At 46.8% G+C, this 15070-nt stretch carries 13 protein-coding genes; all 13 read left to right on the top strand.

Going from position 1 to position 15070, the window contains the following annotated elements:
• Positions 1–95 precede the first annotated feature (95 nt).
• The 13 genes from CWM47_RS11410 (at position 96) to CWM47_RS11350 (ending at position 14565) form a co-directional block, all read left to right on the top strand.
• Positions 96–2273 (top strand): T9SS type A sorting domain-containing protein, encoded by a 2178-nt coding sequence (locus tag CWM47_RS11410; protein ID WP_100988096.1) that lies wholly within the window; start codon positions 96–98, stop codon positions 2271–2273.
• Between the two features lie 203 nt (positions 2274–2476).
• Positions 2477–2848, top strand: coding sequence for an NADH-quinone oxidoreductase subunit A (locus tag CWM47_RS11405; RefSeq protein WP_100988095.1), 372 nt, complete (start codon positions 2477–2479; stop codon positions 2846–2848).
• Between the two features lie 79 nt (positions 2849–2927).
• Positions 2928–3473, top strand: a complete 546-nt coding sequence (locus CWM47_RS11400; protein ID WP_100988094.1) for an NADH-quinone oxidoreductase subunit B — start codon at positions 2928–2930, stop codon at positions 3471–3473.
• An 84-nt stretch (positions 3474–3557) separates the two neighbouring features.
• On the top strand, positions 3558–4058 hold the full coding sequence (locus CWM47_RS11395) for an NADH-quinone oxidoreductase subunit C (RefSeq protein WP_100988093.1): 501 nt from the start codon (positions 3558–3560) through the stop codon (positions 4056–4058).
• 73 nt (positions 4059–4131) lie between these two features.
• Positions 4132–5364: an NADH-quinone oxidoreductase subunit D gene (locus CWM47_RS11390; RefSeq protein ID WP_100988092.1), complete on the top strand. Its 1233-nt coding sequence runs from the start codon at positions 4132–4134 to the stop codon at positions 5362–5364.
• A gap of 15 nt (positions 5365–5379) precedes the next feature.
• A complete protein-coding gene (locus CWM47_RS11385) occupies positions 5380–5880 on the top strand; it encodes an NADH-quinone oxidoreductase subunit NuoE family protein (RefSeq protein WP_100988091.1) in 501 nt (166 codons plus the stop codon).
• A gap of 6 nt (positions 5881–5886) precedes the next feature.
• Positions 5887–7227: an NADH-quinone oxidoreductase subunit NuoF gene (gene nuoF / locus CWM47_RS11380; RefSeq protein ID WP_100988090.1), complete on the top strand. Its 1341-nt coding sequence runs from the start codon at positions 5887–5889 to the stop codon at positions 7225–7227.
• A 66-nt stretch (positions 7228–7293) separates the two neighbouring features.
• Positions 7294–8379: a 2Fe-2S iron-sulfur cluster-binding protein gene (locus CWM47_RS11375; RefSeq protein ID WP_100988089.1), complete on the top strand. Its 1086-nt coding sequence runs from the start codon at positions 7294–7296 to the stop codon at positions 8377–8379.
• A gap of 95 nt (positions 8380–8474) precedes the next feature.
• Complete coding sequence (gene nuoH / locus CWM47_RS11370) at positions 8475–9629, top strand: NADH-quinone oxidoreductase subunit NuoH (RefSeq protein WP_100988088.1); 1155 nt, start codon at positions 8475–8477, stop codon at positions 9627–9629.
• Positions 9630–9677: 48 nt separating this feature from the next.
• Positions 9678–10244, top strand: a complete 567-nt coding sequence (locus CWM47_RS11365) for a NuoI/complex I 23 kDa subunit family protein (RefSeq protein ID WP_100988087.1) — start codon at positions 9678–9680, stop codon at positions 10242–10244.
• A gap of 37 nt (positions 10245–10281) precedes the next feature.
• Positions 10282–10836: an NADH-quinone oxidoreductase subunit J family protein gene (locus tag CWM47_RS11360; protein ID WP_100988086.1), complete on the top strand. Its 555-nt coding sequence runs from the start codon at positions 10282–10284 to the stop codon at positions 10834–10836.
• A 351-nt stretch (positions 10837–11187) separates the two neighbouring features.
• Positions 11188–12366 carry an acetyl-CoA C-acyltransferase gene (locus CWM47_RS11355; RefSeq protein ID WP_100988085.1) on the top strand — a complete coding sequence of 393 codons (1179 nt, stop codon included), beginning with the start codon at positions 11188–11190 and terminating at the stop codon, positions 12364–12366.
• Between the two features lie 399 nt (positions 12367–12765).
• The gene (locus tag CWM47_RS11350; RefSeq protein WP_100988084.1) at positions 12766–14565 is read left to right on the top strand and encodes an acyl-CoA dehydrogenase family protein; all 1800 of its coding nucleotides are present in this window, start codon (positions 12766–12768) and stop codon (positions 14563–14565) included.
• Positions 14566–15070 lie beyond the last annotated feature (505 nt).

Below are 15070 nucleotides of genomic sequence, written 5' to 3'. Positions count from 1 at the left end.
CCACCCTGAAGAGCAGTCTAATTTTTATATGTATTTTTAGCTACTGCACAACCCAAACAGTAGAATACAATTAAGAAGTTATTGAAAAACAAAAGATGAACAATCGTTATTTTCTAGTACACCTAGTAGCATTTTGTTTGATGGCCGTTAGTATACGAACATCGGCGCAGACTGCCAATCAGGTGTTAAAAATTACTTACCCAGAAAGTCGGGCGATTTTCCAGCGGGAAAATGACAATACCAGTACTATTTATTTCTCAGGAAGTTTATATCAACCGGTTGATAGTGTTCAGGCCCGTTTACAAGCCGAAGAGGCTGGACAGGGAACGAATACCAACTGGCTAACTATTCAGAAGAATTCACTGGGAGGAATTTTCCAAGGGTCATTACGGGGAAAGGGTGGCTGGTATCGCCTGGAGGTGCAGGCTTTTGTTAATGGTGTAGTGGTAAATAGCGATGTAGTCCGTAAAGTGGGAATTGGTGAAGTGTTTATCATAACCGGCCAATCAAACGCACAGGGATTTCAGGGATTTGGTGCTGTAGGAGCTACAGATGACCGCGTCAATTGCTTGACTTACGATAATAGCAAGCTCAATTCATTAAACGATCCGCCAGTACCAACGTTTCAACAGATAGCCGCCACCTCGCTCATTGGACCTCGTGGTCAGAGTGCCTGGTGTTGGGGTTATCTGGGCGATCTGCTTGTAAAACAGTATAATGTTCCAGTCTTGTTTATCAATACGGCCTGGGAGGGAACGACCATCCAGAATTGGCGGGAAAGTGCTGATGGCAAGACGACAAAAAACTTGTTTGCAATAGGTACACCCAATGAAGATTTTCCAAAGGGCATGCCTTATTCCAATCTGGTTATTGCACTTCGTTATTATTGCTCGTTACAGGGCTTACGGGCCGTTTTATGGCAGCAAGGAGAGTTTGATAATTTTCCGTTGCATTCCAGTCGAAAGGATTATTCCGAAAATATGCAGTATCTGGTCAACAAGACCCGTCTTGATACAGACCGATATCCAGCCTGGGTGTTAGCTCGGTCATCTTACTTCAATGGCACGGTAAGTGAGGATATCATTCAGGCACAGAACGATGTTATCAACACCTATAACAATAACGTTTTTGCCGGACCGTTCCTGGATAACCTCATGATACCACGCTTCGATAATGTTCACTTTGGCAACCGGGAAACAAATAATCCGGGTGACAAAGGACTGAATGATCTGGGTCAGGCATGGTTTAACAGCATGAATGCGGTTTTCTTTTCGAGTTCACGCCCACTCCCTCCCCTTCCACAGCCAACCATTACAGTGGCCTGTGCTACATCCAGTACGAATTTAACTCTTGGTTTGCCCAGTTTGTACAAATCATACAGTTGGAATTCGGGGCAAGCTACTCAGAACATTACCGTTTCTCAGCCCAGCACGTATCGTGCTACGTTAAAGGATAGTCATGGGAATACGTACCTGTCGCCGGCACTTGAACTACAGAGCCCTCTTCAGCCAGCAACGCCTACTATATCATTAGCCAGTCAGCCCGGAAAAGTAGTTGCTAACCAACAACAGGTATGCGCCGATTCAAGCTTATCGCTGGTTGCCAATACATCGGCAAACAGCACAGGTTTATGGAGCTTGAGCACAACAACAACGATCAGTAAAGCCATCACGCTAAACAAAGGGGGAAACTATTCACTACAGGCTATAAACGTATATGGCTGTAAATCGACGCAACCCGCTACTATAGCTTTAACCGTACGGCCAAAAGTACCCGTACCAAGTGTCGAACAAATAGGGGCTTATAGCTTACAAGCCGTCTTACCAACACCAACAGGTGGCCAACCTGACTTATTCGACTGGCGCCGTGGAGCCGAGGTGATTCCACAAAATGGCGCGGTGGTAAAAGTAATTGTTTCGGCCAATTATTCAGCCCGTACGAATTCAACCTATACATTGGCTGGTACCTCTATCACCTGCTCATCGGACTATAGTGTTCCTAAACCATTCACATTCGATCGATCGAATGGTGGGTTGAGTATTTACCCGAATCCATCGGCATCTGGTATAGTAGCAATTGAAACCATCGAAGACCTTAAAAATGCAGATATTAGTGTGTTCACGCTGAGCGGCCAGCAACTCTTTACATCGCAGGTTCCTTTATTAAATACACGACAAATTATAGATGTGTCGGGCCTGGCTCAGGGTGTTTACCTCATCCGAGTGCGTTCAGCAGGTTTCGACATATCCCGACGGGTTATTATTAACCGATAAGCTCTTTTACTCTACTTATAAACAGAAGCCCCTGATGGAAAAGGGGCTTCTGTTGTTTTAACGCCTTTAACCAAATGTATACGGGTTGATAAAACAACTGTTGTCACGTATATTTGAAGGCTAGTCGGTGTATCGTTTGCCCGCAAGTAAATAGGCTTATTGGTTTTATCGTTACCTTTGCGCCGATCCTATCAACTAATTATATGAACGCAACCTACCTCCCGGTCGATTATTTGCCGGTCCTGATCCAATTAGGTTTGGCGCTTGGTTTCATCGTAACAACGATGCTTGTTACGCACAATATTGGGCCAAAACGCCATAGTCAGAAAAAGGATGATCCGTTCGAATGCGGTATTCCTGTTCAGGGAGATGCCCGCACACCTATTTCTATCAAATATTTTTTGATTGCTATTCTGTTCGTCCTGTTCGACGTTGAAGTAATCTTTTTGTACCCCTGGGCTGTCAATTTTAAGGGATTAGGCATGACCGGGTTTATTGAGATGGTTCTGTTTATGGGCCTTCTTCTGGCTGGTTTTTACTACGTTATCCGCAAAGGGATATTGAACTGGGAATAAGCATTTAAATGAATTTTAGAACATATTTATTCGTTGTTACAGTAAGCAACTAGAACCGCAACGGCGGACCGTGTTTTTTATGGCAACAGATATTAAGCTGGCAGAATCACCCGCGAGTTATGATGGCCCGGGATTCTCGGCTACTTCATTCGATAAAATTATTGGATTAGCCAGAGCAAACTCGCTTTGGCCACTCCCATTTGCTACCTCATGTTGTGGCATCGAGTTCATGTCGACAATGGCTTCTCACTACGATTTAGGCCGTTTTGGTGCCGAGCGCCCCAGCTTTTCACCGCGCCAGGCCGATATGCTGCTTGTAGCCGGAACGATTGCCAAAAAGATGGGGCCTATCGTGAAGCAAGTGTACCTTCAAATGGCTGAACCCCGCTGGGTGATTGCCATTGGTGCCTGTGCTTCCAGTGGTGGCATTTTTGATACATACAGCGTTTTGCAGGGAATTGATCGCATCATTCCGGTAGACGTATATGTGCCTGGTTGTCCACCACGTCCCGAACAGATTCTGGATAGCATCTTGCAGTTACAGGAAATAGCCAAAAACGAGTCACTTCGTCGGCGTAATACTGAAGAGTATCAGCACTTGCTGAATTCATACAGCATTCAATAAATGGCAAATTGGTGAACAGATCCTGACCAGGCAGTCTATTTTGTCATTCACTAATTTACTCAGTCACTCATTCACTCATTGACAATGCTGACCAACGAAGAAGTTGCGCAGATAATAATTAACCAGTTTGGCGAGAGCGTTACGGACTTTGATGATCCGTATGATTTATTAACGTGCTCGACCAGCCGGGATCAGATTATCCCGCTCATTAAATACCTGAAAGAGCATCCGACACTGAAAATTGCCTTCTTAACCGATATTACAGCGATTCACTATCCGGATTCTGTTGGTAAAGAGTTCTGTGTTGTCTATCATCTGCATAGCCTGACGAACAATTTTCGGATACGTCTTAAAGTCTATCTGACGACAGACGATGTTCACATTCCAACGGCTATTCCACTCTATGCCGGTGCAAACTGGATGGAACGAGAAACCTTCGACTTGTTTGGTATTATCTTCGACGGTCATCCCGACTTACGACGGATATTGAATATGGAAGAAATGGATTACCACCCGATGCGCAAAGAGTATCCACTCGAAGACGCAACACGGGAAGACAAAATTGACGCACTGTTTGGACGATAAATATTAGCGAAAGAGTGAAAGAGCGGTGCTTGTCTGCTGCTTGTCACTCTTTCGCTCTTTCGCTCTTTTAACTATGGTTTCTGAAGAACTCGATATTGCGAATAAAAACTTACCCGCCGAGCAAGGCCCGATTCAGTACGTTAATGAACTAACGACACTTAACCTCGGCCCTACTCACCCTGCCACACATGGTATTTTCCAGAACATCCTGCAAATGGATGGCGAAAAAATTGTGTCAGGAGAGCAGACAATCGGCTATATCCACCGGGCCTTTGAGAAAATTGCCGAACGTCGGCCGTTTTACCAGATTACCACCCTCACCGACCGCATGAACTATTGTTCGTCACCCATTAATAACATGGGTTGGCACATGACAGTAGAGAAGTTGCTGGGCGTTGACGTGCCCAAACGGGCGCAGTACATACGCGTTATTATGATGGAGTTGGCCCGTCTGGCCGATCACCTCATTTGTAATGGCATTTTGGGAGTAGACACCGGTGCCTTCACAGGCTTCTTGTACATCTATCAGGAGCGGGAAAACATCTACGAAATCTACGAAGAAGTTTGTGGAGCGCGTCTTACGACCAACATGGGTCGTATTGGCGGGATGGAACGCGACCTCTCTCCCACGGCTATTCGCAAGATCAAAGAACTACTCGTTCGCTTTCCAAAAGTATTGAACGAGTTTGAAAACCTGTTTAATCGCAACCGTATCTTCATGGATCGCGTCGTAAACGTTGGGGCTATCTCGGCAGAGCGGGCTCTAAGCTACGGGTTTACAGGTCCAAACCTGCGGGCTGCGGGTGTTGATTACGATGTTCGGGTGATGAACCCTTACTCGTCATACGAAGACTTCGAATTCGATATTCCAGTCGGTCAAAGTGGCGACACCTACGACCGTTTCATGGTTCGAAATGAGGAAATGAAGCAGAGCCTTCGCATCATTCAACAAGCCATAGATAACCTGCCCGAAGGGTCCTATTTTGCCGATGCTCCTCAATATTACCTGCCGCCAAAACAGGAAGTGTACAAGAACATGGAAGCACTCATTTATCACTTTAAAATTGTGATGGGTGAAATCGACGCACCAGTTGGCGAAGTCTATCATGCCGTTGAAGGCGGCAATGGTGAACTGGGCTTTTACCTGATCAGCGATGGTGGCCGTGCTCCTTACAGACTCCACTTCCGTCGTCCATGCTTTATTTATTATCAGGCGTTTCCTGAAATGTGCAAAGGACTGACGTTGTCAGATGCCATTGTTATTATGAGTAGCATGAACGTGATTGCAGGCGAACTTGACGCATAAACCTGCCACTATATTATGACGACCGAAACTAATAAAGCCGTAACATTCACCCCGGAGCGGGTTAGTAAAGCGCAGGAAATTATTGCCCGATATCCGGAGGGCAAGCAGAAATCGGCCTTGTTACCGTTGTTGCATTTATTGCAGGAACAGGAAGGCTGGACCAGCCCCGAAGGCATGGATTATGTAGCCCGGATGCTCGATATTCAGCCGATTGAGGTATATGAAGTAGCGTCATTCTACACCATGTATCACCTCAATCCGGTTGGTAAGCACGTTATCGAATACTGTCGAACTGGCCCCTGCTGTTTGATGGGGGGCGAAGACGTATACGCTCACCTGAAACAACGTCTCGGCATTGATACGGGTCAAACCACGGTAGACGGTCGGTTTACACTCAAAGAAGTAGAGTGTCTGGCTGCTTGCGGCATGGGGCCTGTTTTCCAGATTCGGGAGAAATATTACATGCACCTCACCAACGAACGTGTGGACGAGATCATTGACGAACTGTCGAAATAACCCATCATGGCGACTAAAATACTTACCGAACATATCAACGTTCCCGGCATTGAGACCTTCGATGTATACCGGAAGCAGGGCGGCTATACGGCCGTAGAAAAGGCAATCAAGACAATGACTCCCGAAGCCATTGTTGAAGAAGTTAAGAAAGCGGGTGTTCGGGGTCGGGGTGGTGCCGGATTCCCGATGGGAATGAAATGGAGTTTTCTGGCCAAGCCCGAAGGCGTTCCCCGGTATCTTGTCTGCAATGCAGATGAATCGGAGCCAGGTACATTCAAGGATCACTACCTGATGAAGAACCTCCCCCACCTGCTTATTGAAGGGATGATTATTTCTTCCTTTGCGCTGGGAGCCAATAAGTCATTTATCTATGTGCGGGGTGAGTTGATGTATGTCATTCACATCCTCGAAAAAGCCATTGCCGAAGCCACCGCCAAAGGTTTTTTAGGTAAAAACATTCTGGGTAGCGGCTACGATCTTGAGTTGATCGTACAACCCGGTGGCGGTGCATACATCTGTGGCGAAGAAACAGCCTTGCTGGAATCGCTGGAAGGCAAACGGGGTAATCCCCGCAACAAACCACCATTTCCGGCTGTAAAAGGATTGTATCAGTCGCCAACGGTTGTTAATAACGTTGAATCTATTGCTACAACGGCCTGGATTGTGAATAATGGCGGTGACGCCTATGCCGCTGTTGGCATTGGGCGCAGTACCGGCACCAAACTGATTTCGGCATCGGGTCATATCAACAAACCGGGCGTTTATGAAATTGAGCTGGGCGTTCCGGTCGAAGATTTCATTTATGCAGATGAATGGTGCGGAGGTATTCGTCCGGGTCATAAGTTTAAAGCACTGGTGGCTGGTGGTTCATCTGTCCCCATTTTACCCGCCCATCTGGCACTTACACTTGCTAATGGGGAGAAACGGTTAATGTCGTACGAATCGCTGTCGGATGGTGGTTTCGCCACAGGAACCATGCTTGGATCTGGCGGCTTTATTCTTTTCGACGAAACATCCTGTATTGTTCGCAATACCTGGAATTTCTCCCGTTTCTACCACCACGAATCCTGCGGACAGTGTAGCCCTTGCCGAGAAGGAACGGGCTGGATGGAGAAAGTTCTCCATCGTATCGAACATGGCCACGGACATCAGCAGGATATTGATCTGTTGGTAGATGTGGCGAAAAAAATTGAAGGAAACACCATTTGCCCGCTTGGCGATGCCGCTGCGTGGCCTGTTGCCAGCGCCATCCGGCACTTCCGCGACGAGTTTCAATGGCACATTGATCACCCAACCGAAGCAACTCAACCGGGTGCTGTTTATCGCGGTGAGATGGCATTGGTCTAACAGGAACGCGGCTGGATAGCCGTTTTAGAACAGAATGATTTGCGGCTTCTTAGTCGCAGTAACTATATGGAAGACGTAAAGCCGCAACTATTAAAAGTCACTATTGACGGAATTGAAGTTGAAGTGGAGCCTGGAACGACCATTTTGCAGGCCGCTCGCAAAATTGGTCCGGCGGTAGCTCCTCCGGCCATGTGCTACTATCAGCCCTTAAAAGGCAGCGGTGGCAAATGCCGGGCGTGTTTGGTGCGTGTAGCTGCCGGGTCGGCTAAAGACCCACGGCCTATGCCTAAACTGGTAGCCTCTTGCCTGACGGCCGTTCAGGACGGTATGATCGTTGAGAACGAAACCAGTCCACAGGTGATTGACGCCCGTAATGGTATCGTGGAGTTTCTGCTATTGAACCACCCGCTCGATTGCCCCGTTTGCGACCAGGCTGGTGAGTGTGATCTTCAGAACTTTGCGTTCGATCATGGTAAGGCAACGACTCGTTACGAAGAAGATCGCCGTACGTTCGAGAAAAAAGACATTGGTCCGTATATCCAACTACACATGACGCGCTGCATTCTGTGCTACCGCTGCGTGTATACGGCCGACCAGATTACGGAAAAACGTGTACATGGCGTCATGAATCGGGGCGATGCGTCTGAGATCAGCACGTACATCGAGAAAGCAATTGATAACGATTTCTCCGGAAATGTTATTGACGTTTGCCCGGTTGGTGCGCTGACAGATAAAACCTACCGCTTCAAAAACCGGGTGTGGTTTACAAAACCAGTCGATGCACACCGCAATTGCCCAACCTGTTCAGGAAACGTAACGCTGTGGTATCGGGGTGATGAAGTTATTCGTGTTACAGCCCGTAAAAATGAATGGAGCGAAATAACCGAGTTTATCTGCAACACCTGCCGGTTCGAAACAAAGAAAACCAGCGACTGGACCATCGAAGGACCAACAAAAATATCGCGGAGTTCGGTGATCTCGGCAAACAAATACCGGGCCGATACCATAAAGCCAAGTTTTGGCCAGCGGTTGGCCGCAGCCGATTACAAGCAGATTCACGATGAACGCGATACGTCGCAATTGTCTATTCAACAACTACCGGCCGAACGTTTCGCGAAAGTGTTACCATCGGCTATGGAGCCAGAACCTTGATTATTATAGGTATATAGTTTACGGTTTTTGGTTGGCTAACACATCAGTGATTACCGGTAAGCTAACCAAAAACGGAAAACCAAAAACTTAAAAAAATGGACTTAACCGTATTACTCGTAAAAGGAATCATTATCCTGGTCATATTTGGGATAACGCTTCTCATTGCGACCTATTCTACTTACGCTGAGCGGAAAGTGGCGGCTTTTTTACAGGATCGCCTTGGTCCAAACCGTGCCGGTCCGTGGGGGCTGTTACAACCCATTGCCGATGCGGGCAAAATGTTTTTTAAAGAAGATTTCATCCCGTCGCAGTCAAGCAAATGGCTGTTTATTCTGGGCCCTTGCCTAGCCATGCTTACAGCCCTGATGTCGAGCGCGGTTATTCCGTTCGGCGACAGCATCCGGTTTGGTGACTACTCGGTTCCGGTACAGGGTATCGAAATCAACATCGGTGTACTATACATTTTTGGTGTTGTGTCGCTGGGCGTATATGGCGTTATGGTGGGCGGTTGGGCATCGAACAACAAGTTCTCGCTGCTGGGTGCTATACGGGCTGCTTCGCAGAACATCAGCTATGAAATTGCCCTGGGTCTTTCGATGATTGCGATTTTAATGATGACCGGCTCGCTCTCGGTTCGGGCAATTGTCGATCAGCAGGCAGGCTTCTTCGAATGGAATATCTTTACGCAACCGGTAGGGTTCATTATTTTCCTGACCTGCTCATTCGCCGAGTGTAACCGTACCCCATTCGATTTGCCTGAGTGCGAAACAGAACTCGTTGGCGGTTACCATACCGAATACAGTTCCATGAAACTAGGTTTCTATCTGTTTGCGGAATACATCAATATGTTTGTTTCATCGGCCTTCATCTCGTCGCTGTACTTTGGCGGATTCCATTATCCGTTCATGAACGAGATTGGCACTGCACTCGAAAACTCATTGGGTGCTATTACAGGGCATAACGTGGCGACAGCCCTTGGTGTAATCACATTCTTTGGCAAAATCTTCTTTTTCATCTTCTTCTTCATGTGGGTTCGTTGGACGCTACCGCGTTTCCGCTACGATCAACTTATGAATCTGGGCTGGAAAACCTTTATACCTTTGTCAATTCTGAACGTGGTTATAACCGGTGCTGGCTTACTCTATGATTTCAAATACGCCACCTGGCTAATTGTTATCGTTACAGTGGTCGTAGTTATGGTATCATCAGCACGGGCACCAAAGCAGGCAGTTATTCCGCAAAGCGTTTAAACGGTTTGTCGTTAATCTTGAACGACAAACATCGGACTATAAACTAACATGCAACTCACTAATCGGTCAAAACAAGTCAGCAATAAGGAAATGACACTGGCGGAGAAGATGTATCTGCCTGCCATTGTTGGCGGGTTAGCCATCACGATCAGCCACTTTTTCCGAAAAAAGCCGACGATTCAATATCCAGAGGTAAAAAAATACCTTGGACCCATTTACCGTGGCCACCACATTCTGAAACGTGACGAACAGGGTCGCGAGCGTTGTACGGCCTGTGGGCTATGTGCCGTTGCCTGCCCTGCCGAAGCTATTTCGATGGTGGCAGCAGAGCGCGAAAAGGGAGAAGAAAGCTTATACCGGGAAGAAAAATATGCGGCTGTTTACGAAATAAACATGCTTCGTTGTATTTTCTGCGGTTTGTGCGAAGAAGCGTGCCCAAAACAGGCTGTATACCTTCGCCACGACCTTATGGTACCGGTATTTATGGAGCGCGACGATGTTATCTACGGCAAAGATAAGCTGGTCGAAAAAATGGACGACCGTTATATCCGCATCGCTAACGCTGAGGTACAGGCCACCCCAACCGAACCTAGTTTGACACGGGCCGCGACCTAATCGCCTTTCTCCCTATTGTTTTCTATTCGACTGAGCTATGACTGAATTTATAACCTTTTTCAAATCGTTGACGGGTACTGGCTACCTGTTTCTTGGCCTAACGGTACTTACTCTGTTTAGTGCTATTGGCGTTGTAACAGCCCGTAACCCAATTTATAGCGTTCTGGCGCTGATTGCCACGTTTTTCTGCCTATCGGGTCATTACATTCTGCTCAATGCTCAGTTTCTGGCAGCGGTAAACATCATTGTATATGCAGGGGCTATCATGGTCCTGTTCCTATTCACAATCATGTTTTTGAACCTGCGTAAAGAAGACGAAGAGTCGAAAACCAATCTGACAAAAATGGCTTCGGTTGTTGTTGGCGGTTTGTTGATGATTATGTTGATTACGATTTTTCGGGCCAAAAGTGCTCAGGTGCCAGAAGTTAATTCAGCAACTTTCAATGCTAAAACAGGGCTTGTAGAAAACCTTGGGCAGTTGCTTTATAGCAGCTATATCTTACCATTTGAACTGGCTTCAGTCTTATTTTTAGTTGCAATGGTTGGTGCAGTATTGCTTGGCAAGCGCGAAGCTGGAGACCGTCACTTCTAACAGAGATTTACCAAATTTTTGATTGTAAAGCCGCTCATCGAGCGGCTTTTTTGCATAGTAACGTGTACGGTCGGCCGCTGCCGTGGAAACCCGCGTAGCCAAAGGCTAACAATTCAAGCGTCAACCCGGCTTCTAACTGCTCGGGTTTCCACGGCAGCGGCCGACCGTACACGTTACAAACGATTATCTGAACGCCCAGGCGACATTTGCCTCGAGCCCAAGAGTTGCAGTTCTCAGAAGAAAATAGTATGCTTGCATAATAATTTATGAATCATCTGTAATTTTTCGTTTACCAAATAAGTTATTGCTTTAGGTTCCCCGCTTAACCAGTAAAATCAACATCGCATTTTTATGGACGCATACATTGTAGCCGGATATCGTACAGCCGTGGGTAAAGCACCTCGCGGAGGTCTCCGTTTTACCCGCCCTGATGATATGGCGGCTGAAGTTATCAAGCACTTACTAAGCCAGGTTCCTAACCTTGACCCTACACGTGTTGAAGACCTCATCGTTGGAAATGCCGTGCCTGAGGCCGAACAGGGAATGCAGATTGCCCGGTACATAGCTTTGCTGTCGTTGCCCAATAGCGTTCCCGGCATGACGATCAACCGGTACTGCGGTTCGGGATTGGAAGCGATTGCGATTGCCTCAGCAAAAATCCACGCTGGACTGGCCGATTGCATCATTGCCGGAGGAACCGAGTCAATGTCGATGGTGCCGGTAATGGGTTGGAAAACAGCTCTGAACTACGAAATTGCGAAGACACACCCGGATTATTATATTGGTATGGGCCTGACAGCCGAACAAGTTGCCCAGCAATTTAACATTAGCCGCGATGCCCAAGATGAGTTTGCCTTTGCCTCTCACCAAAAGGCACTGGCGGCTCAAAAAGACGGGAAATTCACAGACGAAATCGTACCTATCAAGGTGAGTGAAACGTATTTCGACGCTGAAAGCAACAAAAAGAAAACCCGTGAGTGGACCGTGGCCCAGGACGAAGGTCCGCGCAAAGACACTAGCGCTGAAGGCCTGGCCAAACTAAAACCAGTTTTTGCAGCAGGTGGCTCAGTTACCGCCGGAAATTCTTCGCAAACGTCTGACGGAGCAGCTTTTGTCGTAGTGATGTCGGAACGCCTGATCAATGAGTTGAACCTGAAGCCGGTTGCCCGGATGGTATCCTATGCAACAGCCGGTGTAGAACCCAAAATTATGGGTATCGGACCAGTAGCCGCGATTCCAATCGCTCTCAAAAAAGGCGGCTTGAAGCAAGACGACATTGATCTTATTGAGTTAAATGAAGCCTTTGCCGCTCAGGCATTAGCGGTTATTCAGGAACTGAGTCTTGATCCTAGTAAGATCAACCCGAACGGGGGTGCCATTGCTTTAGGCCATGCACTCGGTTCGACAGGCGCACGCTTATCTGTGCAACTGTTGAATGAAATGCGTCGTCGCGATCAGAAATATGGCATGGTATCGGCCTGCGTAGGTGGCGGCCAAGGCGTTGCTGGAATTTTTGAGCGTTTGAATTAATAGAATGCAAGCTCTGGCGCGGGTATTCACACGTGCCTACACATAAACGCGAGCGTATGCTCGCCACATGAACCGGCATGGGTGAATACCTGCGCCAGAGCCGGTATTTTTGAGCGTCTGAATTAGCCAGTAAGAAAGGTTTATTAATCACAGAGGCATAGAGAACACAGAGATTGAACGGGGAGAAATTAACCCATACAATCTCTGTGTTCTTTATGCCTCTGTGATTAATAAACCTTTCTTACTGGCTAATTCAGCCATTACTGTACATGAAGGTTGTTTACCTGTATACAAGCTCAGCTCTAGCTAAAAAATATTATTAGTATGCTTGCATACTAATTTTGAAATGATTTTCTTTGTTAACGAATTAGTATGCAAGCATAATAAACTCTTTTCAACATGATTGCGACAGAACCAAAAGCCTCCTTGAAAGGTGGCGAATTTCTGATCAAAGAAACGCAGGCAGCGCAGGTTTTTATCCCTGAAGAATTTACCGAAGAGCAGCAAATGATTGCGGCTACCTGCCGCGAGTTCCTGGAACGGGAAATCTGGCCGCGTCTGAATGAAATAGACAATGCTAAATCTCCCGAATTGATTTCATCTTTAATGGACAAAGCCGGTGAACTGGGCATTCTGGGCACATCCGTACCAGAGCAGTACGGCGGGTTTGGCACGAATTTCAACACTTCCATGCTGGTTGCCGAAGTGACAGGCGCAGGCCATTCATTTTCGGTTGCGTTATCCGCACATACGGGTATCGGTACATTACCTATTGTGTATTATGGTAATGAAGACCAAAAATCCAAGTATTTACCTAAACTAGCCTCAGGCGAATGGAAAGCCGCTTACTGCCTCACTGAACCCGATTCTGGTTCTGATGCTAATTCAGGAAAAACCAAAGCAACGCTAACCGCAGATGGCACTCATTATGTTCTGAATGGACAAAAGATGTGGATCACTAACGGTGGTTTTGCCGATATCTACATCGTATTTGCCAAAATTGATGCCGACAAAAATCTCTCCGCTTTCATTGTTGAGCGTGGTTACGAAGGCATCACAATGAACGAGCCGGAACACAAAATGGGTATCAAAGGCTCCGACACGCGTCAGATTTTCTTCAACGATTGCAAAGTGCCTGTTGAAAACTTATTGTCGACTCGTGAGAATGGCTTCAAAATCGCGGTAAACATCCTCAACATTGGTCGTATAAAGCTGGGTATTGCCGCTGTTGGAGGTTCAAAAGAAGTAATCAACCATGCCATTCGCTATTCCAACGAACGGAAGCAATTCAAAACAGCCATTTCTCAATTTGGGGCTATCAAGCATAAACTGGCCGAAATGGCCCTTAAAGTGTATGCTTCTGAAACAGCATCGTATCGGGCTGGTCAAAATATTGACGACCTGATTGAGGACCTGAAAAGCCAGGGTCTGGATGATTCGTCAGCTAAACTGAAGGCGTTGGAGCAGTTTTCGATTGAGTGCGCCATCATGAAAGTACATGGTTCGGAAGTACTGGATTATGTGGTCGACGAAGGTGTTCAGGTATATGGTGGTATGGGCTATTCGGCCGATGCACCAATGGATCGTTCCTACCGCGATGCCCGCATCAACCGGATTTTTGAAGGCACGAACGAAATCAACCGGATGCTTGTGGTAGACATGCTGTTGAAGCGGGCCATGAAGGGCGAACTCGACCTGATGGGCCCGGCAATGGCAGTTGCCAAAGAAATTATGTCTATTCCCGACTTCAATTCGGACGAGGAAGAGGGCGTATTTATTGCCGAGAAAAAAGTTATCCGCAACCTGAAGAAAGCTGCCCTGATGGTATCGGGTGCCGCCGTTCAGAAGTTCATGATGAACCTTTCCAACGAGCAGGAAATCCTGATGAACGTAGCTGATATGGCCATAGAAATCTACGTGGCTGAATCTGTATTGCTTCGTGTTGAGAAATTGATCGGGATTAAAGGCGAGGAAGCTGTTGCCCTGCAAAAGCAAATGGCGCTAGTGTACCTGCATGAAGCTGTTGAGAAAGTTAATAACGCCGGTCGGTCAGCAATAACGTCGTTTGCCGAGGGAGATGAACTACGGGGTATGTTGATGGGTTTGAAACGGTTCACCAAAATTGAGCCGTTGAATCTGAAAGATGCCCGCCGTCAGATTGCCGACGCCATGATTGCCGAGAACAAGTATATTTTTTAAAGTCAGTGTGAATTACAAATAGATTTCTAATTAAGTATTAAAAATTCAATGCGTTGCTTTTGTCATCCCGACTCAAGGAGGGATCCTAACATGAGATGTTGTCCGGCAAGGTATAGGTGACAATTACCGCTTCATTGAAGAGCCGTGTGAAGTGACAGTTTCATGCACTGTTCTGAAGACCAGCGGGGCTGGTGACGGCCCCGCTGAGTTTGATGTAAAACAACAGAAATATAAAAATAGAACTCATTTATTCTACTTCGAGATGATAAGCTGTCTATTATAAATTGAGACGGCAGTTTCAGTCAGACATTGAGCGAAGCATTGATTGGAGGAGGTATTGGTTTCGATGGAAGCGAGGTGCCATCTTGAAGATAGGCTATAACAAACTCATGTTCTTAAATGACACCGAGTTGTTTTTTCAAATGGATACTGTTGACCAATTCATGGTATAGCTGCGGTGAAGTTTTGACGGTTTTTGCACCTTTTTGTATATAAATCCAAGGTA

This window comes from Spirosoma pollinicola (genome assembly GCF_002831565.1).
Classification (GTDB): Bacteria; Bacteroidota; Bacteroidia; order Cytophagales; family Spirosomataceae; genus Spirosoma; species Spirosoma pollinicola.
The sequence above is the reverse complement of the archived record's forward strand: the minus strand, read 5'-3'. Positions and strand labels throughout refer to the sequence as shown.

Bases quoted from the DNA above. Each gene is read 5' to 3' on its own strand.
- CWM47_RS11405 (WP_100988095.1), top strand. From the start codon at position 2,477: ATGAACGCAACCTACCTCCCGGTCGATTATTTGCCGGTCCTGATCCAA.
- nuoH (WP_100988088.1), top strand. From the start codon at position 8,475: ATGGACTTAACCGTATTACTCGTAAAAGGAATCATTATCCTGGTCATA.
- CWM47_RS11355 (WP_100988085.1), top strand. From the start codon at position 11,188: ATGGACGCATACATTGTAGCCGGATATCGTACAGCCGTGGGTAAAGCA.
- CWM47_RS11350 (WP_100988084.1), top strand. From the start codon at position 12,766: ATGATTGCGACAGAACCAAAAGCCTCCTTGAAAGGTGGCGAATTTCTG.
- CWM47_RS11390 (WP_100988092.1), top strand. From the start codon at position 4,132: ATGGTTTCTGAAGAACTCGATATTGCGAATAAAAACTTACCCGCCGAG.
- CWM47_RS11410 (WP_100988096.1), top strand. From the start codon at position 96: ATGAACAATCGTTATTTTCTAGTACACCTAGTAGCATTTTGTTTGATG.
- CWM47_RS11395 (WP_100988093.1), top strand. From the start codon at position 3,558: ATGCTGACCAACGAAGAAGTTGCGCAGATAATAATTAACCAGTTTGGC.
- nuoF (WP_100988090.1), top strand. From the start codon at position 5,887: ATGGCGACTAAAATACTTACCGAACATATCAACGTTCCCGGCATTGAG.
- CWM47_RS11400 (WP_100988094.1), top strand. From the start codon at position 2,928: ATGGCAACAGATATTAAGCTGGCAGAATCACCCGCGAGTTATGATGGC.
- CWM47_RS11365 (WP_100988087.1), top strand. From the start codon at position 9,678: ATGCAACTCACTAATCGGTCAAAACAAGTCAGCAATAAGGAAATGACA.
- CWM47_RS11385 (WP_100988091.1), top strand. From the start codon at position 5,380: ATGACGACCGAAACTAATAAAGCCGTAACATTCACCCCGGAGCGGGTT.
- CWM47_RS11375 (WP_100988089.1), top strand. From the start codon at position 7,294: ATGGAAGACGTAAAGCCGCAACTATTAAAAGTCACTATTGACGGAATT.
- CWM47_RS11360 (WP_100988086.1), top strand. From the start codon at position 10,282: ATGACTGAATTTATAACCTTTTTCAAATCGTTGACGGGTACTGGCTAC.